Source organism: Chryseobacterium cheonjiense (assembly GCF_012927265.1).
GTDB lineage: Bacteria > Bacteroidota > Bacteroidia > Flavobacteriales > Weeksellaceae > Chryseobacterium > Chryseobacterium cheonjiense.
In genome coordinates this window covers 2037634-2063300 of record NZ_JABBGF010000001.1, presented here as the reverse complement: position 1 = coordinate 2063300, position 25667 = coordinate 2037634, and the positions used below count along the sequence as shown (strand labels likewise).

22 protein-coding genes are annotated in these 25667 nt (G+C 39.1%); 6 read left to right on the top strand and 16 right to left on the bottom strand.

Features of this window, described 5'->3' with window-relative positions; all coding sequences use genetic code 11:
• Positions 1-6: 6 nt before the first annotated feature.
• The 3 genes from HHL20_RS09300 to HHL20_RS09290 are packed head-to-tail and all read left to right on the top strand — an operon-like array spanning position 7 to position 4865.
• Positions 7-363 (top strand): response regulator transcription factor, encoded by a 357-nt coding sequence (locus HHL20_RS09300; RefSeq protein WP_169230855.1) that lies wholly within the window; start codon positions 7-9, stop codon positions 361-363.
• Positions 364-369: 6 nt separating this feature from the next.
• The gene (locus tag HHL20_RS09295; protein WP_169230854.1) at positions 370-1434 is read left to right on the top strand and encodes a HEAT repeat domain-containing protein; all 1065 of its coding nucleotides are present in this window, start codon (positions 370-372) and stop codon (positions 1432-1434) included.
• On the top strand, positions 1428-4865 hold the full coding sequence (locus HHL20_RS09290) for a sulfatase-like hydrolase/transferase (protein WP_169230853.1): 3438 nt from the start codon (positions 1428-1430) through the stop codon (positions 4863-4865). Before HHL20_RS09295 ends, HHL20_RS09290 begins: the two co-directional genes overlap by 7 nt.
• Before the next feature lie 412 nt (positions 4866-5277).
• On the opposite strand, the gene HHL20_RS09285 is transcribed toward HHL20_RS09290, so the two are convergent.
• The 3 genes from HHL20_RS09285 to HHL20_RS09275 form a co-directional block, all read right to left on the bottom strand.
• Positions 5278-6510, bottom strand: coding sequence for a YaiO family outer membrane beta-barrel protein (locus HHL20_RS09285; protein ID WP_169230852.1), 1233 nt, complete (start codon positions 6508-6510; stop codon positions 5278-5280).
• Between the two features lie 127 nt (positions 6511-6637).
• Positions 6638-7282, bottom strand: coding sequence for a MarR family winged helix-turn-helix transcriptional regulator (locus HHL20_RS09280; RefSeq protein ID WP_169230851.1), 645 nt, complete (start codon positions 7280-7282; stop codon positions 6638-6640).
• Positions 7283-7322: 40 nt separating this feature from the next.
• Positions 7323-8021 (bottom strand): SDR family NAD(P)-dependent oxidoreductase, encoded by a 699-nt coding sequence (locus tag HHL20_RS09275; protein WP_169230850.1) that lies wholly within the window; start codon positions 8019-8021, stop codon positions 7323-7325.
• A gap of 113 nt (positions 8022-8134) precedes the next feature.
• On the opposite strand from HHL20_RS09275, the gene ribA reads away from it, so the two are divergent.
• Positions 8135-8725: a GTP cyclohydrolase II gene (gene ribA, locus HHL20_RS09270; RefSeq protein ID WP_169230849.1), complete on the top strand. Its 591-nt coding sequence runs from the start codon at positions 8135-8137 to the stop codon at positions 8723-8725.
• Between the two features lie 39 nt (positions 8726-8764).
• A complete protein-coding gene (locus tag HHL20_RS09265) occupies positions 8765-10198 on the top strand; it encodes an SDR family oxidoreductase (protein WP_169230848.1) in 1434 nt (477 codons plus the stop codon).
• Between the two features lie 133 nt (positions 10199-10331).
• Here the strand turns inward: HHL20_RS09265 and HHL20_RS09260 are convergent, their stop codons facing one another.
• The 10 genes from HHL20_RS09260 to HHL20_RS09215 all read right to left on the bottom strand — a co-directional run bounded on the left by HHL20_RS09260 (position 10332) and on the right by HHL20_RS09215 (position 19493).
• The gene (locus HHL20_RS09260; RefSeq protein WP_169230847.1) at positions 10332-10820 is read right to left on the bottom strand and encodes a MaoC family dehydratase; all 489 of its coding nucleotides are present in this window, start codon (positions 10818-10820) and stop codon (positions 10332-10334) included.
• A 65-nt stretch (positions 10821-10885) separates the two neighbouring features.
• On the bottom strand, positions 10886-11707 hold the full coding sequence (locus HHL20_RS09255) for an alpha/beta fold hydrolase (protein WP_169230846.1): 822 nt from the start codon (positions 11705-11707) through the stop codon (positions 10886-10888).
• 262 nt (positions 11708-11969) lie between these two features.
• Positions 11970-12791, bottom strand: coding sequence for an alpha/beta fold hydrolase (locus tag HHL20_RS09250; RefSeq protein ID WP_169230845.1), 822 nt, complete (start codon positions 12789-12791; stop codon positions 11970-11972).
• A gap of 131 nt (positions 12792-12922) precedes the next feature.
• On the bottom strand, positions 12923-13441 hold the full coding sequence (locus HHL20_RS09245; protein WP_169230844.1) for a DsbA family protein: 519 nt from the start codon (positions 13439-13441) through the stop codon (positions 12923-12925).
• Position 13442: 1 nt separating this feature from the next.
• On the bottom strand, positions 13443-13904 hold the full coding sequence (locus HHL20_RS09240; RefSeq protein ID WP_169230843.1) for a redoxin domain-containing protein: 462 nt from the start codon (positions 13902-13904) through the stop codon (positions 13443-13445).
• Between the two features lie 355 nt (positions 13905-14259).
• Positions 14260-14811 (bottom strand): antibiotic biosynthesis monooxygenase, encoded by a 552-nt coding sequence (locus HHL20_RS09235; RefSeq protein WP_169230842.1) that lies wholly within the window; start codon positions 14809-14811, stop codon positions 14260-14262.
• 95 nt (positions 14812-14906) lie between these two features.
• Positions 14907-15965, bottom strand: a complete 1059-nt coding sequence (locus HHL20_RS09230; protein ID WP_169230841.1) for an NADH:flavin oxidoreductase/NADH oxidase — start codon at positions 15963-15965, stop codon at positions 14907-14909.
• 6 nt (positions 15966-15971) lie between these two features.
• Entirely contained in the window at positions 15972-18185 is a 2214-nt protein-coding gene (locus HHL20_RS09225) for a hybrid sensor histidine kinase/response regulator (RefSeq protein WP_169230840.1), read from the bottom strand.
• A gap of 70 nt (positions 18186-18255) precedes the next feature.
• Positions 18256-18951, bottom strand: a complete 696-nt coding sequence (locus tag HHL20_RS09220) for a LytR/AlgR family response regulator transcription factor (protein WP_169230839.1) — start codon at positions 18949-18951, stop codon at positions 18256-18258.
• 68 nt (positions 18952-19019) lie between these two features.
• Positions 19020-19493 carry a Dps family protein gene (locus HHL20_RS09215; RefSeq protein WP_169230838.1) on the bottom strand — a complete coding sequence of 158 codons (474 nt, stop codon included), beginning with the start codon at positions 19491-19493 and terminating at the stop codon, positions 19020-19022.
• A gap of 274 nt (positions 19494-19767) precedes the next feature.
• Here HHL20_RS09215 and HHL20_RS09210 point away from each other — a divergent pair, with 274 nt between their 5' ends.
• On the top strand, positions 19768-19944 hold the full coding sequence (locus tag HHL20_RS09210; protein WP_034684091.1) for a histone H1: 177 nt from the start codon (positions 19768-19770) through the stop codon (positions 19942-19944).
• 66 nt (positions 19945-20010) lie between these two features.
• Here the strand turns inward: HHL20_RS09210 and HHL20_RS09205 are convergent, their stop codons facing one another.
• From HHL20_RS09205 to HHL20_RS09195, 3 genes are all read right to left on the bottom strand, one after another.
• The gene (locus tag HHL20_RS09205) at positions 20011-20604 is read right to left on the bottom strand and encodes an RDD family protein (RefSeq protein ID WP_169230837.1); all 594 of its coding nucleotides are present in this window, start codon (positions 20602-20604) and stop codon (positions 20011-20013) included.
• 9 nt (positions 20605-20613) lie between these two features.
• Positions 20614-22737, bottom strand: a complete 2124-nt coding sequence (locus tag HHL20_RS09200) for a Tex family protein (protein WP_169230836.1) — start codon at positions 22735-22737, stop codon at positions 20614-20616.
• A 277-nt stretch (positions 22738-23014) separates the two neighbouring features.
• Complete coding sequence (locus tag HHL20_RS09195; RefSeq protein ID WP_169230835.1) at positions 23015-25417, bottom strand: hypothetical protein; 2403 nt, start codon at positions 25415-25417, stop codon at positions 23015-23017.
• Positions 25418-25667: the final 250 nt, after the last annotated feature.

Sequence of the window (25667 nt, the reverse complement as noted above, 5' to 3'; positions counted from 1 at the left end):
AGAGCTATGTTAATTTTGATCGCAGAAGATGATGAACTGATTCTTAAAACAATAGAACATAAATTGTTGAAAGAAGGGCATGAGGTTATATTGACCCGAAATGGTAAAGAAGCTATTGAAACCCTGCAGGAGAGAGATGTGGATCTCGCCATTACGGATATTATGATGCCTTTTGCCTCAGGAATAGAAATATTATCAGCAATAAAATCAATGGGGAAAGATACACCCGTAATCATGCTTTCCAGCATGGGTCAGGAAGAAGTGGTGCTTAATGCTTTCGATCTGGGAGCTTCAGATTTTATCGTAAAGCCATTCAGCCCCAGTGAGCTGATGCTGAGAGTCAAAAGGTTTTTATCAAATTAAAACAGAATGATTATTGCATCAGTACATTTTCTTTTTCTCATTTTTATCGTGATGCTGTCACTGGTAATGCTGCTGGCTGTTATTGTGCTTATATACAATCTGATCGAATATAACAAATCTGTGCGTACAGCGGGCTGGTCCGAAACAATCAATAAGAAAATATCTGATGTTATTGTGTACGGAGAAGAAGAACTCTCGGAAGATATCTACTTTAAAGCACTTTCCGTAAATGCTTCGTTCAGAAATCTTTTTCTCCAGAAACTGGTAGATTCGGAAAAAAAATTCTCCGGAGCTGCTAAAAACAGAATACAGGATTTATTTAAGGAATATGATCTCCGCAAAGAAGCAATAAAAAAGCTTACCCAGAAAAAAGCTTACCTTATTGCCAGAGGAATACGTGAACTCACCGTCATGGAATTTCAGGAAGCGATACCGCAGATTGAAACGTATTTATCACACTCCTCACCACAGGTTTACCAGGAAGCCCAGTATGCTATGGTAAGATTCAAAGGTTTCGAAGGTTTGAGTTTCCTGGATCATTTTCCAACCAGAATTTCAGAATGGCAGCAGCTTCGGTTTCTGCTTTCCATTTCCTCGTTGCCGGAAGATTCGGAAGAAAAAATCGCAGACTGGCTGGAAAGTCAGAATGATACGGTTATTATTTTTACCCTTAAACTAATAAAAAAGTTCCAGCTGCTTTCCTTTTACCCAAAAGTCATTGGCTTGCTCAGTATTGCTTCGGTTGAGGTGAGAGTAAAAGCCGTACAGACCCTGATGTCGCTGGAAAATCCTGAAACGGTTCAGTATCTTTCCGGGATTTATTACGATCAGCCGGATGAAGTGCGCCTTGAAATTCTCAGGGTGATAAAAGTATCAAAAGATCAATGCTGCATCGATCTGCTTAAAAAAGAGCTCGCGGAAGAAGTTCCTTCCGGCCTTAAAGTGAATGCCGCACAGGCCCTTTATTCATTAGGTCATGGTGAATATTTATCAGAGCTCGCCGCGGAGGAAGAGGCCTCCGAAGAATTAGTTCAAATTGTAAAATACGCATTGCAGGAAAAAATATGTTAGAATTTTCAAATGTTGTTTATGAGGTCGTTATCTGGCTGTACCTGATCTATGGTACGGCTGTTGCCATTATTTATGGATGGGTAGGGGTGTATGCTTTTGGAGCAGTTTTGAGGTATAAAAAAGAAAATGTTTTTACCGATTACAGCATTATTGCAGCCAATCCCAATGCTCCTGTTTTCAGCCTTCTGGCTCCGGCTTATAATGAGGGAATGACGATTGTTGAAAATGTAAGATCTCTGTTATCCCTTTACTATCATAATCTTGAAATCATCATTATCAATGACGGAAGTAAAGATGATTCTATGCAAAAGCTTATTGAGGCCTACGATCTGGAGTGCGTATCTTACTTTGTACAGGGAAAAATTGAAACCAACAAGATAAAAGGAATTTATAAAAGCAGGAACCAGGCTTTCAGAAAGCTTATTGTAGTAGACAAAGAAAACGGAGGAAAAGCGGATGCCCTGAATGTAGGAATCAATGTTTCTTCCGGAGATTATCTTGTGTGTATTGACGTAGACTGTATCTTGGAACAGGATGCTATTCTCAGGCTGGCAAAACCTTTTCTTGAACAGACAGACAAAGAAATTATCGCCTGCGGCGGGGTGATCCGTCTGGCAAACAACTGTGTGATTGAAGACGGTAAAGTGGTGAGCGTAAATATGCCGAAAACCTTATTGGGAAGAACGCAGGCATTAGAATATATCCGGGCTTTCGTACTTGGTAGAATGGCCTGGTCCAGGGCTTCAGGACTTATTCTCATCTCCGGAGCCTTCGGGGTTTTTGACCGAAAAATTGTTTTGGATTGCGGCGGTTATGACAGAAATACGGTAGGTGAAGATATGGAGCTTGTCGTAAGGATGAGAAAATATATGGAAGAACGGAATGAACCTTACGAAGTGCTCACCATCCCCGATCCTCTGTGCTGGACTGAAGTTCCGGAAACTAAAGATATCCTTAAAAAACAAAGAAACCGCTGGATGCGCGGAACAATAGAAACGCTCTGGAAACACCGCAAGATGATGTTCAATCCCAAATATGGAAAACTGGGAATGGTAAGTCTTCCGTACTGGTTCTTCTTTGAGTTTTTAGGTCCTCTGGTAGAATTCTCCGGTTATATTGTCTTTATCCTATTCCTTCTTCTGGGCATTATCAACTGGCCGTTTTTCTTTGTATTGTTTGCCCTTGTGCTTTCCATGGGATTCCTGTATTCGGTATACGGAATATTGGTAGACATGGTAAGCCATCAGGTGTACGGTAAAAGAAAAGATTTCTTTGCCCTCATCGGAACAGCCTTCTCAGAACCGTTCTATTTTCACCCTATCGTGGTAAGAGCGGGAGTAAACGGCTTTATCGATTATTTTAAAAAGTCGCACGGTTGGGGCGAAATGACAAGGCAGGGTTTTAATCAGAATACAAAAGATTTACCGCTGAAGGATAAAATATGGGCAATTTTAAAACATGGCCTCAGAAAGTGGGGTGCCCTGGCTTCTGCTTTCAGTATTCTTTTTGTCCTCGGGATTCTTGCAGAATGGCTCTGGTACAGATTTATGTTCACGAAAATGGATACTTCATCCGTTGTAAGTTCTCTTTTTACCGACAATATTCTTTTCATATTCCAGCTTATGTTTGGCTTTGGAATCATATATCTTATTGTTAACTTTATTAAAGAAGGCTGGGCAAAAATACTGGCTATTGCTGCATGCGGGATTGTGATCGTCTTACAGTATATCTTGTTTCTTTATTTTTCTGAAACAGGAAATTTACTCGGGGCAGACCTCATCTACTACAGCAAGGAGGAGATGAAGCAAATTCTGCAGGCCAGCGGAATGCTTAATTTTAAAAACTATGCGCTTTTTGCTATTTTACTGGCGCTGTCATTTGTTCCATTATGGATATCCGGCCGTTCCGGGTTCAAGTCCATTTATCCGGGAGTGGCATTTCTTTCCTTAGGATTAATTGCTTTCTTTATTCCCAGCGAAGCTCTGCATCCAGCAACATTAGACAAGGCCAACGAATTCAGCCAGAATGCTGCAAAAAGCAAATGGGCTTACTTCTTTAAAGCGAATGAGGAAAATTTCATCAGCGACCATCCTGAGATTACTGAATTTCTGGGAAGCGACGAGGAGATTGCCTCAAGCAATACGATGCTGAACAAAGCATTTCCTTTCTGGAAAAAAGAAGATACACAGGATTTTCTGGGACCTTATTTAAACAAATCTCAGGAAGTTCCTAACCTTGTATTTGTTGTATTGGAAGGTTTTGGCCATGCCTACACCTCCCCGAAAGGATATGTGGGTAACTTTACCCCTTTTCTGGACGCGCTCTCCAATCAGAGTCTGTATTGGGAAAACGGCCTCAGTACTGCAGGAAGAACATTTGCCGCTTTACCTTCGCTTACGGGATCTTTACCTTTCGGTAAAAATGGATTCCTGGAAATTGAAGAAACTCCGGATCATTTTAATCTTTTCAATATTCTTAAAGCAAACGGCTTTGAAACCGGATTTTATTATGGCGGTAACCTGAACTTTGATAATTACAGGAATTACCTTCAATACAGTAAAGTGAATCATATTGTAGATATCGCATCTTACGGAGGAGGTACCTACAAAAGGCTCCCTGCAACCAACGAAGGAGAAAGCTGGGGATACGAAGATCAGGCAGTTTTCAGAAAAGTACTTGAAGAGCAGAAAGTCCAGGGACAGCCTTATTTCAATATGATTCTTACACTTTCCACCCACAATCCGTTTTTGATTAATAACAAAGCGTATTATGAAAAAATGTATAATGAAAGATTAAGATCCAATCTTCTGACACCTGAACAGAAAAAATGGGCAGTACAGTATAAAGATCAGTTGATTTCCATCCTGAATGCGGACGATGCCTTAAAGCAGTTCTTCGATAATTACCGTAAAAGACCGGATTTTGCCAAAACCATTTTCTTTGTTACCGGAGACCACAGTATGCCGGAAATTCTTATCCAGGATAAAATTGACAGGTTCCATGTACCGATGATGATCTATTCACCATTGCTGAAAGGTCCCAAGAAGTTCCTCAAAAATGCAAGCCATTTTGATATTGCCCCTTCGGTACTGGCATATTACCGCAAAAATTACAACCTGCGTACGCCATCTACTGTAACATGGGTTGGGAAAGGATTATCTTCAGATTCAGATATAACTAAAGCAGATTATCCGATTATGCAAAGTAAGAGTCTTCTGGCAGATTTTGTAGCAGATAAGTATTATATGCATGACAACAAACTTTTCATCCTTAATAATCTGGATGAAGAAAGCTATGATAATCCTGATATGTTAAAAAAGATTAAAGGACGCTTTGATCAGTTTAAAAGAATGAATTCCGAATTCTATCAGACGAAAAAGCTGATGCCGGATTCTGTATTTACCAATTTTAAGAAAAAAACGGGTCAGTAAGGTATAAGCGATACTGATAAACCTTATCTAAATCCATTATTAATACAGTAAAAAGTTTATTGAATCAATTTCAATAAACTTTTTTTGTTGAAAATTTATAACCTGCTTATATTACTTAATAAATTTATGGCTTTTTCTTAATGATCTAAAACTCAGTAAACTTTGTTTATTCTAAATTTAATAGTAATAATTTCAGTGACTTAAGCTGATTCTAATTGAATACCAGTAATTAATTTTTATTTAACTTTTAAGCTAAAGAGCCTTAATTCCTTAATGATAAAAATAAATTATAAATTCATTTTTAATCATAATTTAATATAAGTAATGAAAAAAGGATGGCTAAACCATCCTTTAAGCTATTGTTTTACAGCATTAAAATATCAATTATTTTTAATGATGATCAGTATTTAAATCAAAACTTTCTTGTATACCCTAAAGTAACATCAAACTGATTTCCTTTCTCGTTAGGCCGGTATTCCTGATTGTAATACATCGTTCCTATAGAAAACAGGTTTCGTTTAATTGAGAAATTGTATTCTCCGCCCACTTTAAAGGTTTTCAGTTTAAAAGTTTCATTTTCCAGAAGGTTGTTGCGGGATTCTTCAGGACTGATCCCTGTCCCGATCTGGAATGCAAAATAATCCTGTGCGCTTTTGGTATAATAACGTATGGTTCCTGTGTAAGAATGGGAAATATTTTTATTATCCGGGGTAATATACGTACGGATATTGAACCAGAAATTCTTATAATATTTTCCTACGGAAGCCGTGTACATCCAGATATTATTGCTGAAATAAAGCTGTCTATAGCCGATCTCCGCTTCAAAGCTGTGCGGAAGATTCGCGTTCAAAGAAACACCTGTACGGTATTTAGGGAAAATTCCGACGTCATTGGAATATGCTCCGCCTACATAAAGATAAAACATATCAGATAACCTAGGATACGCTTCCAGCTCTGCCTGTACGCCGTTTTCTGCAAATTTATTGGCATAGTTTGCTCTCAGGATCACAGATCCTATCGGTGTCACTCTCTTGTAACCTACACTTACAATATGCCAGTCATCCGGAAACTGCTTGTCAAAATGAGAATAATTATAAGTAACACTTATCGCATTTTTAGCAGCAAGGTCATTGATTCTTACCGCAAGGTTAATCGCTTCCGTATTTTTAGGGTTAATGGCCAACAGATTTTTAATAGCCGTTTCAGCTTCCTGATATTCTTTATTGGCATAATGAGCTCTTGCCTTCAGAAGAAGCAGTGCCTCGGAATTGGGATGATAAGATAATCCTTTATCAATGATCTCGATAGCTTTGGTATTGTCGTCATTCCAGTACTCGAGAGAAGCATAGGCAATAAAATAATCCTCATCCTGAACCTCTTTTTTACCTAGCTCTGTAAAAACGGCTCGGGCAGCTTCGGTATCTTTATTCCATGTATATAATCTTCCTAAAAAGACGGAAATATCTGTATAATTGGGTGCTTTTTCTAAAGCCTGTTTTGCAAGATCAATAGATTTTGTGTAATCTTTTTCGTCGAATGCAGCGGTTCTTGCCTTTACAAATAATTCATCCGCAGAAAGATTCTGCTGGCTGTAAGCGTTAAGCGGAAGCAATACGAGTAATAAAAACCCAAAGTATTTTTTCATTGAAAGAGATGGTTTGGTCGGTTTTTTCTTAATGATATGGTAGACAAATATATTGAACTTTTTGTATGTATAAATAAATATGGGTATGTAAAATGCAGTTTTTACCTTAAAAATGATAAATAACCTTTTATAATAATTGAATCATATCATTAAAACCGGAATTTCTGTACTCATGATAAAGATGAGAATGAAATTCATTGAGTTTTTTCAGCAGTTTTAATAATTCTTCCCGTTCTTCCTTGGCCAGTTTACCCGAGAGAAGCTGGGAAGTTCTGTTGACACTTTCTACCGACTCATGAAATAATTCCTCACCTTTGGCTGTAAGTTTCAGCCGCTTGCTTCTTCGGTCTTCATCATCATTTCTTTCCTCAACCATTCCTGATTCCAGAAGACGTTTGATGATCTGTGTCCCGGTCTGTTTTTCGTGTCCGTTTCTTTCAATCAGCTGAATTTTCGTGAGGTTTGGTTCATCTTTCAGACGGTAAAGGTACGTAAACTCCTCATTGGCAAGATTCGGGAATTCCCCTAGGCCTTTTCTGATAAGCTGCCTGGAATATCTGCCCAGCAGCAATACCTGCTTACAGATCTCATTTTCTGTAAACGACACTTCATGCTCTTCTGTGGTAAATAATTTTGTGGGGCTTTCTTCCCGGTATTTTTTATCATTCAGCCAGAGACGGAAGTCCTCAACACTGGAATTCGGCTTATAAGCATCCGAATTCTCAAAATCTTTTACCTGATAAAGCAGATCGATAAAAAAGTCAGTATTCATACTGCAAATTTAGATTAAAAATATTGTTTAATAATGAGTATTACAGTTTTATGGTACTTAAACCTCCATCAATCCCGAAAACCTGTCCTGTAATCCATGATGTATCATCCGAAAGTAAAAAAGCTGTGAGTTTGGCAATCTCATCAGCATTACCAATTCTCTGCAACGGATGTCTTTTTGCCGAAGCCTCACATTTTTCTGCCGTGGAAAGAAGATGATAGGCGAGCGGAGTGTCCGTTAAAGACGGGGCAATAGCGTTAAATCTTATTTTCTGAGCCGAGAATTCGGCAGCCAGGCTTCTTATAAGACCTTCCACTGCACATTTGCTAGCAGCAACGGAAGCATGAAAAGGCATTCCTGTTTTTGCTGCTACGGAACTGTAAAGAACTACTGATGCACTGCCGGATTTCTTCAGATTCGGAAGCAGTTTCCGGATACATTTTACGGCGCCCAGCACATTAATCGTAAAATCATTAATAAAATCTTCTTCAGAAAGCCGGTTAAAAGACTTCAGGTTAATGCTTCCCGGTGCATAAACAAGTCCGTCAACTATATCGGGAAAACTAATGTCGTCAAGATTGCCCGACAAAATATCCATTTCGTAAAACTTAAACCCGGCAGATTCTGAGTCTGGATGTTTACTTCTTGAGATTCCGGTTACGGTATGGTCTTCCGAAAGGATTTTTGCTGTTGCCAGCCCGATGCCTGTTCCGCATCCCACGATCACAATATTTTTCATAATAGTACTTTTTTGTGATTGAAAATATTAATATACAAATTTAGTAAATTAATTTACTTTATATATAAATAAAGTATAAATTTGTATTAGATATTAATTTTAAAAAACTCATTATGATCAGAATACAGGCACAATCCAATATACCAACCGATTTCGGATTATTTACGATGTATGCTTTTTCAGAAAGTGAATCCGACTGGAGTCCGCATCTGGCTCTTGTAGCACAAAATACAGATTTTAACAGTACAGTAAATGTACGTTTTCATTCGGAGTGCATTACCGGAGAGATTTTTCATTCTAAAAAATGCGAATGTGGCCAGCAGCTGGAAGCGGCCATGAAATTTATGGCTGAAAACGGCGGGATGATCATTTATCTCAGACAGGAAGGACGGAATATCGGGATCATCAATAAGCTGAAAGCATACGCGCTTCAGGAAAAAGGTTTTGATACCGTTGAAGCTAATCTGATGCTTGGTTTACCTGCCGACGGAAGAAACTTCGACGTTGCCGTAGAAATCTTGAAAATTCTGGAAATAAAGAAAATAAACCTGCTGACCAATAATCCGGACAAACTGAAATCTCTGGAAAACAGCGGAATAACCTTAGAAGAAAGAATACCTCTGGAGATAGATTTTAATGAAGTTAATGAAAGTTATCTTGCCAAAAAGAAAGATTATTTCGGACATCTTCTGGAAAGGGTATGATTTTTTCGGGGATAAAAAAGTGATCACAAAATCTTTCGTATGAAAAAAATATTGCTTACAGGAGCCACAGGATATATCGGTAAAAGAATGATCAGCGTCATTGCTGCGCAGGGATACAAAGTGGTCTGCTGCTGCAGGGATGCCACGCGGTTTTCAAAAAATACGGATATTGATGAATCGCTGATAGAAGTAGTAGAGGTGGATTTTCTGAAGCCGGAAACCCTTGAAAATATTCCGAAGGATATTTCCGGGGCATATTACCTGATGCACTCCATGAGCAATACCCATGATTATGAAGACTCCGAAAAAAAATGCGCCGAGAATTTTGCCGCATTTATAGAAACGACTGAATGTCAGCACGTGGTTTATTTATCAGGCCTGGTGAATGAAAAAGAACTTTCAAAACACTTAGGCTCCAGGTTTCAGGTAGAAAGAATTTTAATGGAATGCAAAATTCCCGTTACGGTTCTCCGTGCGGGAATCATTATAGGATCGGGGAGTGCCTCGTTTGAGATTATCCGTGATCTGGTAGAAAAGCTGCCGGTAATGGTGGCGCCAAGGTGGCTCGACACCAAATGTCAGCCGATCGGGATTGCCAATGTTCTGGATTTCCTGATCTTCGTACTGTTTAAAGAAGAAAGTTTCCATAAAAGTTTTGATATAGGATGTGATGATGTGCTTACCTATAAGCAGATGCTCATGGAATTTGCCAGGATAAGAAATCTGAAAAGAAAGATTTTTACATTACCCGTAATGACTCCGAAACTTTCCTCATACTGGCTTTATTTTATCACGTCCACTTCCTATAATCTTGCCACGGCGCTTGTAGGAAGCATGAAGATAGAGGTGATCTGCAGGCCCGAAAGTCTTGGTGAAATAAAACGCATTACCGGAATACAGCCGTTCTCTTATGAAACAGCATTAAAAAGAACATTGGCTAAAATTCAGGCGAATGAGATTGTATCCAGCTGGAAAGACAGCTTTATCAGCAGCCGAAGAGATACCAGCCTTAAAGATTTTATGGAGGTTCCTCATTACGGATGCTTTACCGATCTGAGAAGTATGGAATATGATGACCGCGAAAAGTGCATCGAAAGGATTTTCCGTCTTGGAGGAGCCAATGGATGGTATGGGCAAAGCTTATGGAAAATCCGCGGATTTATGGATCTTCTGGTAGGCGGGCCGGGCCTCAGGCGCGGGCGTACCCATCCCGACAGGCTTCATGAAGGCGATGCCCTGGATTTCTGGAGGGTTTTGTATGCAGACCGACAGGAAGGCAAACTCATTCTTTTTGCTGAAATGAAACTTCCCGGTGAAGCCTGGCTGATGTTTAAAATGTATCGCGGAAAGCTTTGGCAGAAAGCCGTTTTCCGACCGCATGGAATTTCCGGAAGGTTGTATTGGTATTCTGTTTTACCTTTTCACGGAATTATTTTTAAGGGAATGCTAAAAAAACTTACAGGCCATTCCTGAGATTCTTGATTTTCTCTGAATGTTTTTAAGCACGGGAATTGCTTTAGTAAGTAAAAAATATTACAGCATAACGTTAAACAAAAAGTCTTTAAAACTTAATTTAAAGACTTTATTCATTTTTACTGATAAAAGATTATCTCCTCAGCAGGTACTTGTGACGGCCTTCCAGTACAAGCTCTGATTTCTGATTATAAACGGCTACTTTCGTTGTTACAATTCCCTGATCTCCTTTGGGTTTAAGATCAGTAATCGTCAATGAAGAATACAGAGTATCTCCGGAATGAACTTCCTTTAAAAAACTGCAGGACAGTTCTAAAAAACTGACGAAAACATTACCGAAATAATGCGGTAGCAATGTGGCTCCCGGGGCGGTAAAGGCTAAAACCTGTAATCCGTGTACTACCGGGGCTTCATGCCCGTATTTTTTCGCATATTCCTTATCGTAATGAATAGGATGGTTATCACATGATACAGTCTGAAAGGCGGAAGCATGTGCATCTGTAAGTGTTCTGCTCGACGCCCTGAAAACTTCCCCAACTTTCAATTCGTCGAAACCTCTTTGTTTTACAATAGAAAAATCTTCAGGATTAAAAACCGATGATTCAGCATTTGAATTTTCCATAAAAATTATTTGGTGTTAAGAATAAGAAATTAAAGTTTTATCAATAATTACTCACTGATTTTAAGTTATGCTGTAATAAAATCCAAAATATCTTTATTAATGGTTTCATGCTCAGTAGTCGGCATTCCGTGAGGGAAACCTGGATACGTAATCAGCTTGCCATTCTTTAATAATTTTGCAGACTTAATGGCAGAATTTTCAATCGGTACAATCTGGTCATCTTCGCCGTGAAGTACTAAAACCGGGAGATCAACCGCTTTCAGATCTTCTGTTAAATCTGTTTCAGAGAATGCTTTAATTCCATCGTAATGGGCTACGATTCCACCCATTAATCCCTGTCTCCACCAGTTTCTCTGGATGCCGTCTTTTACATCGGCACCTTCTCTGTTGTAACCGTAAAAAGGGAACGTCAGGTCATAGTAGAACTGGTTTCTGTTGTTCATCGTCTGTTCTCTGATGTTGTCGAAAACTTCCATAGGAACTCCGTCAGGATTATTTTCACTCTTTACCATAACCGGAGGAATAGCACTGATCAATATGGCTTTTTTCGCTCTTCCGTTGGCATATTTGTTAACGTATCTTATCACTTCACCGCCACCTGTTGAGTGACCGATGTGTACGACGTCTTTTAAATCTAAAAACTCTACCAGCTCGGCAGCGTCTGATGCATACTGCTCGATCGTATGGTTGTAAATATTCTGGCTGGATCTTCCGTGGCCTCTTCTGTCGTGGGTGACTACTCTGTAACCTTTCTTTAAGAAGAAAATTACCTGCGCGTCCCAGTCATCCGAAGATAGCGGCCATCCATGGTGAAACATCAATACCGGCCCTTCGCCCTGGTCTTTGTAAAAAATTTCTGTTCCGTCTTTTAATGTAAGTGTACTCATTGTTGTAATTTTTTTTGATTAATGATTAAATTCAAAATGATTATTGCAAAAAACAAAGCTTAATTTTTAACTTATTAATTATCAGTGAAATAAGTAAATGACTAAATGTATCTAAAATACGGAATACCGTAATATTATGAAGACTCTTCGATAAATTGACACAATTTAATCATAGGTACCAGAATTTTAATTGAAATTTTACATGAAAAAAGAGTGAATCAGCAGAAACACTCTTTCAGAAAAAATTTATTTAAATATAAAATTACTCCTGAATAAAATCAAGGATATCTTTATTAATGGTTTCATGCTCAGTAGTCGGCATTCCGTGAGGGAAACCTGGATAGGTAATCAATTTACCATTCTTTAATAATTTTGCAGACTTGATGGCTGAATTTTCAATAGGTACAATCTGGTCATCTTCACCGTGAAGCACCAAAACCGGGAGATCAACCGCTTTCAGATCTTCTGTTAAATCTGTTTCAGAGAATGCTTTAATTCCATCGTAATGGGCTACGATTCCACCCATTAATCCCTGTCTCCACCAGTTTCTCTGGATGCCGTCTTTTACATCGGCACCTTCTCTGTTGTAACCGTAAAAAGGGAACGTCAGGTCATAGTAGAACTGGTTTCTGTTGTTCATCGTCTGTTCTCTGATGTTGTCGAAAACTTCCATAGGAACTCCGTCAGGATTATTTTCACTCTTTACCATAACCGGGGGAATAGCACTGATTAAAACTGCTTTTTTAGCTCTTCCGTTGGCATATTTGTTAACGTATCTTATCACTTCACCACCCCCTGTTGAGTGACCGATGTGTACGACGTCTTTTAAGTCTAAAAATTCTACCAGTTCTGCCGCATCAGAAGCATACTGCTCGATGGTGTGGTTGTAAATATTCTGGCTGGATCTTCCGTGGCCTCTTCTGTCGTGGGTGACTACTCTGTAACCTCTTTTTAAGAAGAAAATTACCTGCGCGTCCCAGTCATCCGAAGACAGCGGCCACCCATGGTGAAACATCAATACCGGCCCTTCGCCCTGGTCTTTGTAAAAAATTTCTGTTCCGTCTTTTAATGTAAGTGTACTCATTTTGTTTAATTTTTAATGTTGTTAATATTGTGATGTAAAATTGTTTGTCTCTGATTCTTTAGCAAATGTACAAAGGTTGAACCTGATGAAAGTTAATCTAGTTTAATTTCGTTCAACAAAGCTTAAAAATGTTAATTAATGACATTTTCTCTTACCAGCTCAAGTAGATCTGTTGCACCGCCATTGAATTTTTTTCCATTCACGAAAAAGGAAGGCGTACCGTTTACTCCGCTGATTATTCCGCTTTCAAAATCCGAATCTACTTTTTCTGCGAGTTCGCTGCTTTCAATATCATTTTTAAATTGATTGATGTTCAGGTTTAATTTTTCCGCAATTTCCTGAAGCAGGTCTTTGTTCAGATATTGCTGATTTTCGTAGATCGCATCATGCATTTCCCAAAATTTGCCCTGAAGATTGGCCGCTTCGGCTGCGATGGCGGCAGGTCTTGCGTACTGATGCATCTCCGATAACGGAAAATTTCTGAAGACAAACTGAACCTGATTTCCAAATTCGTCCATTAGTTCCTTAAGAACGGGATACGCTGCTCCGCAATACGGACATTGATAATCGCCATATTCTACGATGACCAGTTCGGCGTTCGCATTACCCTGAATGTGGTCGTTTTTGTTTACTGAAGGTTTTAGTGACATATTATTTTGTTTTTAAGGTTTCTAATGCTTCCAGAATACCGTCTGCTCCGGGATTTACTGCGGTAGGAGAGAGGTAGCTCCATGCTATGATCCCGTCTTTATCAATAACAAATAACGCACGGTTGCATTCACCTTCTTCCTCATTGTATACTCCGTATTGTTTTGCGATTTCTCCCTTGGCTTCAAAATCTGCCAGTAAAGGAAAATGTAAATTTCTTGATTGTGAAAAAGCCATGTGGCACCATTTGCTGTCTACGGAAATTCCGAAAATCTCTGCATCATATTGTTTGAAAAACTTTAGCGTTTCATTGTACAGTGCCATCTGGTCGCTGCATACGGGACTCCAGTCTGCAGGATAAAAAGCAAGGATTACATTCCGTCCTTTGAATTCGGACAATGTGATTTTCTGATCTGGTGTTGCAAATAAGGTAAAATCGGGAGCAACGGTATTCTTTTGTAACATTTTGGTTGGTTTTATATTAATTATAAAGTGATTGGACAGGTTGTTTGTTTTTTTCTATGATAAAGCTACCACATAATCCTGAGATTTAATAATGTTATTCGTTAAACAGGCAAAAACACTCGGTGGAAATGATCATCCGAAAGACGTCCGGTTTCTATAAGATAAGAATATAAAATCTGCTTAGTTTAAAAATACCGAATTAAATTAAACAGAAAATTATTTTAATCTAAATGGCAAATTAAATCACAACAGAATTCTATAATCTAAACAAGTGTAATGAAATCAAAAGTGCAATAGATTCTCTAAAACAGTTTCGGCTTCCGGCGAAGCCGGAAGCCGAAACTGATAAAATATCTTACTTGTAAAGCCATTTCCTGATCAGTCTTGTATACACCGGCATCACTGCAAATACCATTAAAAAGACAATAGCTCCTGAGATAAGCAATGCTTCAAAATAATGGTTCTTAGGAATATCAAATATTTTAAGCAAGGGAAGGAGTATAAGTGGAATGATTAAAGATAAAGGATAGATGGCAGACCATGTCACAAGGAATTGTTTCCATCGTACAGGCGCTTTGCCGGTAGAGCTTTCTGAAGTAAAAAGAAAATCCAGTCCGGATCTGATCTCATAATTGTCATTTTTCCGGAATAAAGGAGAGGCTTTTTCAATAAGACTTTTTCTGTTGTCAGATTCCATCCAGTTTTTCAGATGTGTAATCGTGTCGAAACGGATAATCACCGTATAGACAAACGTAAGACCGGGAATCGGTCTTACGATCTGCAGGTCTATGAAACCTTCTGAATGTTTGGTCTGGGGAATAATTTCGTCCAGCCAGCTTTCGTATTCTTTTTGTTTTCCGTCCAGAATATGATGGGTAATCACTACAGACGCACCCTGATCTTCCATATGTACTTATTTAAATATACTTTTGTGCATTGAATCCGGTATTTCGAAAAGCGAACGTTGATGACAATAATCAATTTTAATTTTTATCTGTTAAATTAAAAAGCTCTCTGATATTGCCATGGAATTTCGGTTACAATACCTAATTTTTTCGCAGAATGAATAGCAAAATACGGATCCCTTAAATGTTCTCTGGCAATAATTACCAGATCTGCCTTTTCAGAAGTAATGATTTCATTAGCCTGATGCGCTTCCGTAATCATACCGACAGCACCGGTGAGAATCCCGGTTTTCTCTTTTATCGCTGCAGCAAAAGAAACCTGGTATCCCGGAAAAACTTTGTCCTTACTAACGTTGGTGAAGCCACCACCGGAAGCGGTGATAAGATCTACTCCGTTTTCTTTTAAAATTTCCGAAAGTGCTATACTGTCTTCCAAGGTCCATCCTTCCGGTGTATCAATATAGTCTACTGCCGAAATTCTTACCAGAAGAGGCATGATTTCAGGAATGACTTTTCTTACCTCACGAACCGTTTCAATTAAAAACCGTATCCTGTTTTCAAAGCTTCCCCCATACTCGTCTTCTCTTTTATTAATCACCGCAGAATAAAACTGATGAAAAAGATAGCCGTGCCCTGCATGAAGTTCAATGGTATCAAACCCTGCTTCAACAGCACGTACTGCTGCGTCAGCAAACTTTTTGGTAAGTTCATGAATCTCTTCAACAGTCAGTTCTTTGGGAACAACACCGTTGATTTCGGTAGCAGAAGATGACTTTACCGTCCATCCGCCTTCCTCATCATTCAGTGGCTTCATCCTTTCATTGGGATGTCTGAGGCTGCCTTTACCACCGGAATGCCACAGCTGTATTCCTATTTTAGCATCCTGTTCATGCACAAAATCCACGATATTCTTCCATGCGGTTTTCTGTTCGTCATTCCAGATGCCGACATCATTCAGGGTGGCAAGTCCTTCGGGGGAGACGGCGGTACATTCGGTAAGGATCAGTCCGGCACCACCTACGGCACGGCTTCCCAGATGTACGAGATGCCAGTTTCCGGGAATACCATTGATGGCACTGTATTGCTGCATGGGCGATACTACAATTCTGTTCTTCAGAGTGAGGCTGCGTAAGTATAACGGTGAAAATAAGTTCATTTTCTTCTAATTATTTTGTGATGTTAATAAATTTTCTGCTTCTGCAAGGGACTGTGTTAGTATATTTTTTACTTCATCAAGAGTCTGTTTTAGTATATCGAGATCTTCCGAAGGTTTTTCTAGGATATCCAGCTTTTCTTCGAGTAAAGGAAGAAGTCCCATAATGGCAACACTGGATTTCAGATCATGCGCACGCAGTTTTAAGGTAACAAAATCTTTATTCTGATAAGCGAGCAAAAGTTCTTCCAGGTGCTGCGGAATTTTTTCCGTAAACTGTAGGGTTACGAGACGCTCAAAATTTTTGTCGCCACCGCTTACCGACTTCATATAGGTGAGATTGATATAATTATAATCGGGAAGGTAAGTTTCCTGACTTATATTTTCCTGTTCTTTTCTTTCAAATCCGAACCCTGAAATAATTCTGAAAAGTTCTTCTTCATTAATAGGTTTGGAAATGTATTCGTTCATTCCACGGCTTAAACATTTCTCTCTTTCTCCGGCCAATGCGTGAGCAGTCATAGCAATAATCGGAATATCCAGCTTCAGTACTTCACGGATCTGCTGGGTAGCCGTATAACCGTCCATTTTTGGCATCTGTATATCCATCAATACGAGGTCGCTGGAATTTTTTTTGAGATAATCTACAGCTTCCACCCCGTTTGATACAATATCAAAATCAATGTTCCACTGGAGGAGAAGATGGCTCATAAGGCTCTGGTTAATGGCATTGTCATCTACAACCAGCACCCGCAAAGGGATATTTGAGCGGTCTTTAAAGTAATCTGTGTCCACCGGAACTGTGGTTTTGAGCTGCTCATCGGCAACGGTATAGGGAATATAAAAATGAAATGTGGTTCCTTTTCCCTGTTCACTCGTCACTTCGATATTTCCGTGCTGCAGGAGTATCAGCTGTTTTACGATAGAAAGTCCAAGTCCGGTACCTCCATAATTTCGTGTGATGGAATCTTCACCCTGATTGAAACGTTCAAAAATCTCGTCAAGCTTTTCTCTTTCAATTCCGATACCGGTATCCGAAATCTTAAAGCCTAAAACAACACTGCTTCCCGAACGTTCTTTCATATATACCTCAATGCTTATATTTCCCTGCTGTGTAAATTTTACCGCATTCCCGATGAGGTTTACCATAATTTGGGTAAGTCTTGTAGCATCGCCAATAAGCGTGTCAGGGATCGAAAAATCTACAGTGCCGGAAATTGTAAGTTTCTTTTCTTTTACTCTTTCGGTGAAAAGTGTTTTTACAGAATCTACCAATCCGTTAATGCTGAATATTCCAGGTGTAATCCGCATCATACCCGCTTCGATTTTAGAAAGATCAAGAATGTCATTAATGATTGCCATTAAATTCTCTCCCGACTGCTGGATGGAAGTGACAAACTGTGCAGAAGTCTCGTCCAAGGGTCTTTTTTGTAATAAATTTGTGAATCCCAGGATGCCGCTCAGCGGCGTACGGATCTCATGGCTCATATTGGCCAGGAAATTTTCTTTGGTCTGTGCCGCAACCGATGCTTTTTTTTCTGCTATATCCAGTTCTTCTATCAAGATAGATTGTCTGCGGAACTGTCTTAGAATATGAAAGCCTACAATACCTCCGCTGAATACCAGTAAAGCAAGAAGAGCGGCATCATAAAAACGTGCTTTTCGGCCCATCTCTTCACTTTTGCTGCTGAGTGTCACCATATGCTGACGGCGGCTCTCATAAATCTTCGCTGTAATAGAGGTAATTTCATTAGAGATTTTTCGCGCACGCGGATTGGCAATGGATGTATTATCATCCATATTTCCCACGGTGAGATACCGGTGAAGCAGTCTTTCTTTGGTGTTCTTTTTTTCCATGGCAAGCACGCTGAGCCTGTGAATCAGCTGCTCTTCTTCAGCATCCGCATTGTCTTTGGAAAGTGAATCAAGAAAGTTTTCGATTTCGTTGATTTTCTTATCGATTCCTTCAAGATGGGTGGTGTCGTTGGTAGCAATAGAAGCCCTGATGCGGCTTTCAACGCTCAGAATATCGCGGTCGATCTCTCTGAGATGATTGCTGGAACGAAGCTCATTCAAGAGTGTATTGTTGTTCTGTATAAGGGCTTCAGTATTTCTCGCCGAATTGACCTGCACGGCGATCAGCAATATGCTTCCCGCAATAAAGCTGAGTATGATGAAATTGCGAAATCTTTTATTGCCCATTACGGACTTTACCTTTATCATAATAAGTTATAAAATGATGACTGTTTTAAGCAATTGGTTCAGGCCGGGCTAAGTAGTTTGCAATAAAACCTTAGAAAACATTCATTCTTGTGTTGAGTGCTTTTCGGTAAGCATCGGCTACGGGAATGAATTTTCCGTTGATCATGATCCCGCCGTCCTGAAGCGTATCAATTTTCCCGACAGAAATAATGTAGGAACGGTGCACGCGGATAAAACTGTCTTTCGGGAGACGTTCTTCTGCAGCTTTCATAGTACCGTGAATCACGTATGCTTTTTCTTTGGTGAAAAATTTTATATAATCGCCCATTGCTTCTGCATAGAAAATATCGTCAAGCTTTAATCGCCGTGTAATATTGGAGTCCCGCACAAACAGAAACTCATCTTTACCAACCTGTATGTTTTCTTTTCTGCTCTCAAGAACGGCCTGAGCTTTGCCTACCGCCTGTAAAAATCTTGCAGGAGTTACCGGCTTCAGGAGATAATCTGCGATATTAAGCTCAAAAGCTTCCAGCGCATACTCTTTTTTAGAAGAGGTAAAGATGATGATGGTATCTTTTCCTGAAAGATTTTTTGTCAGTTCAATCCCCGTCATTTCCGGCATTTCAATGTCTAGAAACAAAAGATCTACAGGATCGTTCTGAAGATGGAGATAAGCTTCCACAGCACTGGAATATTCCCGGACAATGGTAAGATGAGGAATTTGTTTTGCGAGATGAGACAAAGTCATTCTCGCAATATCATTGTCATCAACGATTAAGGCTTTCATAGGAACAGTTTATTATGATCTACACAAATATACTTATTCCTTTTTTATTTTATGTTCAGGATCATCGCTTATCTGAAATAGGAACGGATCATCCAGGCCATTTCTTCGTGAGTTTCCATGAGTCCTGTAATAAAGTCGCTGCTACCGTAATCTTTGTATTTTTCTGCAAAAGGAGTTATGTTTCCGCGGAGAAAGTCGATGATGCTTTCGTGGTCGCTGAGCAGATCTTTCATATAACCCAGGCCGTCATTGGTTCTGTCGCTGTACTCGGTTAGATGAGTGAGTTCAAGATATGCTTTCATGGTGGCAGGAGCGTAGTGACCTATTTTTCGCATACGTTCTGCAACGCTGTCAATGAGATCTTCCAGCTGATTGTACTGTTTTTCAAAGAAAATGTGCATTGCGTGGAAATTATCTCCGGTTACGTTCCAGTGGGCATTTCTGGTTTTGGTGTACAGCACGAATTCATCTGCGAGTAATTTTGCCAATTCTGCAGCAACGGCGTCTGCATTTTTTTCTGTAAGTCCGATTTTTGCTTTCATGATGTGAATTATTTAAAGTTGTATGAGCACTATTGCTCTTTTTCCTGATGTAAAGTTCTGCAGGAATCGGGATTAAATGATAATGATTTCGGTGAACAGGCAAAACGGATCGTTGAATACCGTATGAAAAACACTAAAAAGTATATTTTGATTTAAAAAATAAATTAAAAGCAAAGACGACAGGTTAAATTTGATTAATTATTACAAATTTTTTCGTCTGTATTAGGCTGGAATAGTGATAAAACATATATTTGCAGCCTAAATTTTAAAAATAATGAAAGAATTAATTGAAAAAATCAACGCGGAATTTGAAGCTTTCACAACTGAAGCAAACCAACAGGCAGAAAAAGGAAACAAAGCAGCGGGTACAAGAGCTCGTAAATCAGCTTTGGAACTAAGCAAGCTTTTCAAGGATTTCAGAAAAGTTTCTGTTGAAGAATCTAAAAAATAATAATGAAGCCGGCTCACTTAGCCGGCTTTGTTTTTATCTCCATTATTGGTCTAAAATATAACAGCATCACATCAAATCATCATTTGAGCCAGGCAGCTTCTTATTTTCCGGCGGCTCAACATCCATTAAACTTCTTATTTCTTCCATTTTGCTCTCTTTTACAATGTAGGTTTTGCAAATGGTGTTATTGAGATGCATCCTAAAATTCATTTGTGTTCCCGTTCTCCTTCCCATAGCAACAGTTTTTGATGTGTATTCCGTAAAAACGGGATATAGATTTGCCAGACATAGCACATTTCTTTTTAAAGAATGAAGAAAAGCAGGATGATTTCCTTCATCATCAATTACTTTCATTCTGAATAATTTTTTTCCTAATGTAGTTCCGAAATAATATTCTGTTATTGCCCCTGAAATGATAACGGCGGGAACGGATAATGCAATACTTATGATGAGCCTTTCATGGAATAAATAATAAAAAAGCGAAACAAACAAGGCCATATCTATCCATTTAGCAAATAATCTCTGGGTCTCATTTCCTTTGAATCCGGGATTATAAGGAAGATAATACTCGTAAGCATGATAGATTCTTTTGCCGAACCTGTCAAAATCAAGAGTCGGTCTGTGAATTACTTTTCTTTCTTTAATTTCTGATATTTTCACGATAAATTCTTACAGTATCATACTCAGCTGTATTCTTTTCCTTGCTTCATCCACATCCGTAACCTTTACCTGAACGTGCTGATGCAATTTTACGACTTCATTCACATCGGAGACAAACCCGTCTTTCAGCTGGGAAATATGTACCAGTCCGCTTTCTTTAATGCCCAGATCTACAAAGCATCCGAAGGCGGTAATATTATTAACGATTCCCGGAAGAATCATCCCGATCTTCAGATCAGTAATCTTTTTCACATTTGGATCGAATTCAAAAACTTTGGCGGCTTTTCGCGGATCTAATCCTGGTTTTTCAAGTTCTTTTAAAATATCCCGGATACTTAAAATTCCGATGTCTTCCGTGATATATTTCTCAGGACTGATCTGTGCTATTTTTTCTTTATTGGCAATCAGCTCGTGGGTTTTGATTCCTAAATCCTTCGCCATTTTTTCAACAATTCCGTAGGCTTCGGGATGCACGGCAGAATTATCCAACGGATTTTTAGAATTGCTTACTCTCACAAAAGCGGCAGCCTGCTGGAAGGCTTTTTCACCTAGCCTTGGGACTTTTTTAAGCTGTTTCCTGTCTTCGAAAGCTCCGTTTTCTGCACGGTAACTAACGATATTCTCTGCCATTTTTTCACCGATTCCGGAGACATAGCTCAATAAAGATTTGCTGGCCGTATTAAGGTTGATTCCGACAGCGTTTACGCATTTCATAACGGTAGAGTCCAGTTCGTTTTTCAGTTGAGTCTGGTCTACATCATGCTGGTATTGCCCGACACCTATAGATTTCGGATCAATTTTCACAAGTTCGGCCAGAGGATCTGATAGTCTTCTTCCGATAGAAACTGCTCCGCGAACGGTTACATCATACGACGGGAATTCTTCCCTGGCAATCTTACTTGCGGAGTATACGGAAGCTCCGGCTTCAGAAACCACAAAAACCTGTAAAGGTTTGTCAAAAGCAATTTTTTTAATGAAAAATTCCGTTTCACGGCTTGCGGTTCCGTTTCCAATGGAGATAGCTTCGATGTTATAGGCATTGACCATAGAGCGAATTTTCTTCATAGCCATACCAGATTCGTTTTGCGGCGCGTGAGGATAGATGGTTTCGTTATGCAGAAGATCACCTTTTTCATCCAGGCATACGACTTTGCAGCCACTTCTGTATCCCGGATCTATGGCAAGAATCCTTTTTTCTCCCAAAGGTGGTGCAAGAAGCAGCTGTGTAAGGTTTTCGGAGAAAATTTCGATGGCTTTTTTGTCTGCTCTTTCTTTGGCTTCCTGTAGTGTTTCATTCGAGATGGCAGGTTCCAGCAAACGTTTGTAGCTGTCTTTTATGGCCAGTGCAATTTGCTCTGCCGTTTCGTTATTGGATTTGATAACTGCATTTTCTATGAATTCAATTGCCTCATCTTTGTCGATTCCGACATTCGTTCTCACAAAACCTTCCGATTCTGCCCGTAACATGGCCAAAAGACGATGGGAGGGCGTTCTGCTGAGATTTTCTTCCCATTCAAAATACTGGGAGAATTTTTTTGCATCCTCTTCTTCCTGCTTTGCTTTTACGACCTTTGAAGTAATCACAGCTTTCCTCTGGAATATTCTTCGGAGGTTTTTGCGGACGTACATGTTCTCGTTGATCCATTCGGCCATGATATCTCTGGCGCCCTGAAGTGCCTCTTCTTCGGTGCTTACCTTGTCATTAAGGTATTTTGAGGCTAAAAACTGTAGGTCCTGAGCTTTCTGGCTCATAATGATTTTAGCTAAAGGTTCCAGTCCTTTTTCCTTTGCAGCATCTGCTTTTGTTTTTTTTCTTTTTTTAAAAGGCAGGTACAAATCTTCAAGTTCCTGCATATCGAAGCTTTCTTCGATTCTTTGTTTTAATTCTGGTGACAGGGCATTTTGCTCGTCAATAGCCTTCAGAATGGTTTCTTTTCTTTTTACAATCTCTTCAAACTGCCTGCTGATTTTTGAGATCTGCTCAATCTGTATCTCATCGAGGTTTCCAGTTCTGTCTTTACGGTAACGGGCAATAAAGGGAATGGTACAGTCTTCAGCCAACAGCTGAAGGGTAGGGGTAATATTTTTTTCCGGAATGTCAAGAATCTGCTGTATATAACGGGTTGCGTTCATTTTAAAATTTAAACGGCTAAAATACAGACTTTTTTACAAAAGAGGAATGTATTGTAAAAGTCTGCTTAAACATTTGTACATATACAAAAGCTTTTTAAACACATAAGTCAAATTAGATTTGAGGATAAAGCTTTGCGCAAACTTTAGAACACATAAGTTTTAAAAATCTTTGATTTTTTTTACGTCCTTTGAAATATTTCAAGACTTTTAGGAGCCATTCTGATATTATTTTAAACATAAAAAAACAGTATGATTGGTACTGTTTTCATTTGGTTTTCTATTTAACAATTTCATTATAATAAATTGGAACAAGGTCTTTTTCATCGAATCCTATTATGATAATTTTAAAGCTTTTTGCGTCATCATTATTGAAGAACTGTATTCCGGTTTGATCTTTTGTCTCAGCTTCTACGTATGGATTCCAGTAGAGCGTGGTCCTTACATCTTTAGAGATCGTGCTGAAGTTTTGATCGCTGTAATCGGGGTTCACAAAAGGTGCTTCTTTATCGAATCCGTGAAGTACAGTCTGCTTTAGCTGCGTTGAAGCTTTAGGATCATTTGTAAAACCTGTTATTCCGCCGCGGCGTGTGTAAATTGCGATCGCACCGTTTCCGCCACCGAATCCTCCTGCAAAATAACCTCTGATCACTTTTACCATGGCAATATCAGATACCGGAAGTGAGCTGATCTGTGATGGATCGACCTTCATTTCATCCAGATATACATTTATGTTGGATCCCCGTAATTTCGGGAAATAACTTCCCATGCTGGATTCTATGGTCAGCCCCGCAACTCTTCCCTGCAGCCAGCTTAAAATATTCATAGAGGCCTGTGCCGAATTGTTTTCATTCACCAGATCAAAGATGGTTTCGTTCATACTTTTGAACATTGGGCTGCTCAGCTTTTCGTTAAGTTCTTTTGTTTTATCCTTTTTCCTGGCTTTTAATTTTACTTCTTCAATAAGTGTTGCTTTTTCGTAGATACTGGCCTGTGTTTTTTTGGTTGCTAAATATCTTTTAACCGGCTCAGAGAGCTGATCATCACTTTGGCGTTGAACAAGGGTATAATTACTTTCGGGAAGCGATTTTTTTAACGGAACAAATGAATAATCGGGCTGGAAAATCACCTGCACCTGTTCTTTTGGTATTTTGGGATCATTCAGCTGATATGAAAATTTAATGGCGTCTTCAAAGATCAGCCCTTTCACGGTAAAGAATCCTTTGTCGTCTGTTTTTACCTGAAACAGTTTTGTTCCGTATTCCGGAATTTCAAACATGAGGTTTAACTCTGTATTTGATGCTGGTTTGCCTTGTACCGATACTTTTCCTTTATAAGAAATATAGGGCTGCGGCTGGTAGCTGATGATAGGAAAGGTTCTGGACATAATGTTGCGCCAGTCGAATCTTTTCCATATTTCTGAAATCAAAAGAGCATCAAGTGCCTCGTTGTTACGGTTTGTTGTAAAATATTGGGATGGAGTATATATTTTGGATGTAATATCGCCGGTAAGCCATAATGTACTTAAAAAACTGTTTTCATCTTCAGAATTTTCTGAACTGCCATCCAATACCAGTACGGTATAAGCATTGTTATTCTGCTCCGGATTGATGTTGAAAGAGTTTGATGCTCGCGGAGATTCGTTAAGCTGCATAGACTGCAGTACCGGTTTTTTGATTTTTAACATTCCGGGCTGAACGAAGGTAAGCCTCCGGGCTATGATACTTTCTTTTTCATCGAACACTGTAAGCTGGAGAATTCCGTTAATAAGCTGCTCTGCGGGGATGGAATAAGTTTTCTCAAGAATTTTGTCTGAATTGATCTTAAAAACCATCTGGTTACCGATTGTCCCGATCACTTTATATACTGTTCCGGGGGCAATGTTTTTTGATTTTACGGAAAATTTTACGGCATCATTGCCTGTTGAAACCTGAAGGTTTATTCCTGAATCCGCAACATACGGCAGATCTACGACCTGCCTGTTTCCTTTAGAATCAGATAAAACTACCTGGTATTTCACACCTGTTTTCGGTGTCAGAGAAAAGGTTCCTACATTTTGATCAAAGCCTTTAAAGGAGGTTATTTTAACGTCAGGTTTTTCTGCGTTAATAACATATCCGTTCCAGTCTGACGGCGTAATGCCTTTTGAATGTAACCGAACTGCGAATTTTGTATTGATACCATCTATAAAAGTTCCGCCTTCGGGAAAAACAGAGGCTGTCCATTTTGAAGCGTCATCCAAAACAAGTTTCTCCGGGGACGAAGGATTATAGACTACAATTTGCTGTAATGCCTGAAAATCTTCACTGAAATTAGACATCCACGCTGTATAAGCTCTGATATAATAGATCCCTTCTTTTAAATTTTCGGACAACATAAAGCTTCCGCTGCCCTGTCCGTTAAGAAGGGGAAGGATTTCTTTGGCGATCTGGGTTTTATTGCTGTCGTACAACTCCACAAACATGGATGTGGAAATAGAGGAGAGGTTATAGCCATCAAAGACAAAAGATTTAAACCAAATATTTTCTCCTGCGATATAGCTGTTTTTATTGAAAATTAAGTGTATTTTTTCCTGGGGATATTTTTCTGAGAAGATTTCGAGTGCTTTTTCTGCCTTGTCTTGTGCTCCTAAACTGCCTAAAGCTGCAAATATACATAGCAGATAGAGAATCTTTTTTGTCATAAATCTGAATTTCATTGAATATTAGAGTGCAAATTTACATGATTTAAAAGGACGAAACAACAATAACTTGTTTTGTCTTTCTTAGAAAATATGATTGATTGAAACGTTTTTTAATGGAGAAATTTAATATCTATAGCGGATTCCTACAGTAGGATTAAATTTATTGATGTATGGTAAGAGGTACCATAGATAAGTTTTTCTATTTTTGAAAAATTAAAAACCGGAAATATATTTTTAATGTTTCGGTATG

Coding starts and splice junctions, on each gene's coding strand:
- HHL20_RS09300 (WP_169230855.1), top strand. CDS start 7: ATGTTAATTTTGATCGCAGAAGATGATGAACTGATTCTTAAAACAATA.
- HHL20_RS09295 (WP_169230854.1), top strand. CDS start 370: ATGATTATTGCATCAGTACATTTTCTTTTTCTCATTTTTATCGTGATG.
- HHL20_RS09290 (WP_169230853.1), top strand. CDS start 1,428: ATGTTAGAATTTTCAAATGTTGTTTATGAGGTCGTTATCTGGCTGTAC.
- HHL20_RS09285 (WP_169230852.1), bottom strand. CDS start 6,510: ATGAAAAAATACTTTGGGTTTTTATTACTCGTATTGCTTCCGCTTAAC.
- HHL20_RS09280 (WP_169230851.1), bottom strand. CDS start 7,282: ATGAATACTGACTTTTTTATCGATCTGCTTTATCAGGTAAAAGATTTT.
- HHL20_RS09275 (WP_169230850.1), bottom strand. CDS start 8,021: ATGAAAAATATTGTGATCGTGGGATGCGGAACAGGCATCGGGCTGGCA.
- ribA (WP_169230849.1), top strand. CDS start 8,135: ATGATCAGAATACAGGCACAATCCAATATACCAACCGATTTCGGATTA.
- HHL20_RS09265 (WP_169230848.1), top strand. CDS start 8,765: ATGAAAAAAATATTGCTTACAGGAGCCACAGGATATATCGGTAAAAGA.
- HHL20_RS09260 (WP_169230847.1), bottom strand. CDS start 10,820: ATGGAAAATTCAAATGCTGAATCATCGGTTTTTAATCCTGAAGATTTT.
- HHL20_RS09255 (WP_169230846.1), bottom strand. CDS start 11,707: ATGAGTACACTTACATTAAAAGACGGAACAGAAATTTTTTACAAAGAC.
- HHL20_RS09250 (WP_169230845.1), bottom strand. CDS start 12,791: ATGAGTACACTTACATTAAAAGACGGAACAGAAATTTTTTACAAAGAC.
- HHL20_RS09245 (WP_169230844.1), bottom strand. CDS start 13,441: ATGTCACTAAAACCTTCAGTAAACAAAAACGACCACATTCAGGGTAAT.
- HHL20_RS09240 (WP_169230843.1), bottom strand. CDS start 13,904: ATGTTACAAAAGAATACCGTTGCTCCCGATTTTACCTTATTTGCAACA.
- HHL20_RS09235 (WP_169230842.1), bottom strand. CDS start 14,811: ATGGAAGATCAGGGTGCGTCTGTAGTGATTACCCATCATATTCTGGAC.
- HHL20_RS09230 (WP_169230841.1), bottom strand. CDS start 15,965: ATGAACTTATTTTCACCGTTATACTTACGCAGCCTCACTCTGAAGAAC.
- HHL20_RS09225 (WP_169230840.1), bottom strand. CDS start 18,185: ATGATAAAGGTAAAGTCCGTAATGGGCAATAAAAGATTTCGCAATTTC.
- HHL20_RS09220 (WP_169230839.1), bottom strand. CDS start 18,951: ATGAAAGCCTTAATCGTTGATGACAATGATATTGCGAGAATGACTTTG.
- HHL20_RS09215 (WP_169230838.1), bottom strand. CDS start 19,493: ATGAAAGCAAAAATCGGACTTACAGAAAAAAATGCAGACGCCGTTGCT.
- HHL20_RS09210 (WP_034684091.1), top strand. CDS start 19,768: ATGAAAGAATTAATTGAAAAAATCAACGCGGAATTTGAAGCTTTCACA.
- HHL20_RS09200 (WP_169230836.1), bottom strand. CDS start 22,737: ATGAACGCAACCCGTTATATACAGCAGATTCTTGACATTCCGGAAAAA.
- HHL20_RS09195 (WP_169230835.1), bottom strand. CDS start 25,417: ATGACAAAAAAGATTCTCTATCTGCTATGTATATTTGCAGCTTTAGGC.